This window comes from Paraburkholderia sp. NMBU_R16, assembly GCF_013282575.1.
Lineage (GTDB): Bacteria > Pseudomonadota > Gammaproteobacteria > Burkholderiales > Burkholderiaceae > Trinickia.
Genome location: NZ_JAAAYE010000226.1, coordinates 1 through 1,017, shown reverse-complemented (window position 1 = coordinate 1,017; position 1,017 = coordinate 1). Strand labels below are relative to the sequence as shown.

Below are 1,017 nucleotides of genomic sequence, written 5' to 3'. Positions count from 1 at the left end.
CCCGAATCGCTGATCACCCGATCAACCGCGTGGACCAACTCATGCCGTGGGTCGTAGCGGATCAGCTCCACAACGCCAACTGAACATCACGACACCGCCGTCAAGACGGTGCCCGCGACACGCTTACCCACGTACGGCTTCCGAGCTAAGAGAGGCACTCGGCTTACATGCGCGATCGCATCTCGATTTCTTCGATGCACTCGTCGCTCTTGGGGTATTGGAGCGCGTCGACGGGATCTACCGAAATGCACCCGATGCCGACCTGTTTCTGGACAAAACCAAGTCCGGCTACGTTGGCGGCTTGCTGGAGATGGCCAACGAGCGACTTTATCCGTTTTGGGGTTCGCTCACAGAAGCGCTTGTTACAGGGCAACCACAGAACGAAGTGAGGCATGGAGGCGATGTCTTCGACACGATCTACCGTGACGATCAGGACCTCCGGCGGATATTGCAAGCCATGACAGGGGTAAGTCTGGGTATAGCGAAGGCGATCTCCGAAAAGTTTCCATGGGACGCTTACGAGAGTTTCATCGACATCGGAGCGGCGCAAGGCGCCGTGCCAGTACAAATCGCCAAAGATCATTCCCACTTGCGCGGGGGCGGGTTCGACTTGCCGGCCGTACGTCCCGCGTTCGAAGAATATATCGCTTCGCACGGGCTGCAGGATCGATTGCGATTCTATCCAGGCAACTTTTTCGAGGACCCATGTCCGTCTGCGGACGTGCTTGTGATGGGCCACATTCTTCACGACTGGAATCACGATCAGAAACTGCAGCTGCTTGCGAAGTGTTACTCCGCGTTACCCGTGGGAGGAAGCTTGATCGTCTATGACGCGATGATCGACAACGAGCGCAAGGAAAACGCGTTCGGCCTTCTTATGAGCTTGAACAGTAAGCGTGTCGCGAGCACCGTCTTGACGGCGGTGTCGTGATGTTCAGTTGGCGTTGTGGAGCTGATCCGCTACGACCCACGGCATGAGTTGGTCCACGCGGTTGATCGGGTGATCAGCGATGCGGG

General features: G+C 57.1%; 1 pseudogene. It reads left to right on the top strand.

Annotated elements, in window-relative coordinates:
- Positions 1 to 127: 127 nt before the first annotated feature.
- Positions 128 to 889: pseudogene (locus tag GWC77_RS27980) on the top strand (methyltransferase); the annotation flags it as partial.
- Positions 890 to 1,017 lie beyond the last annotated feature (128 nt).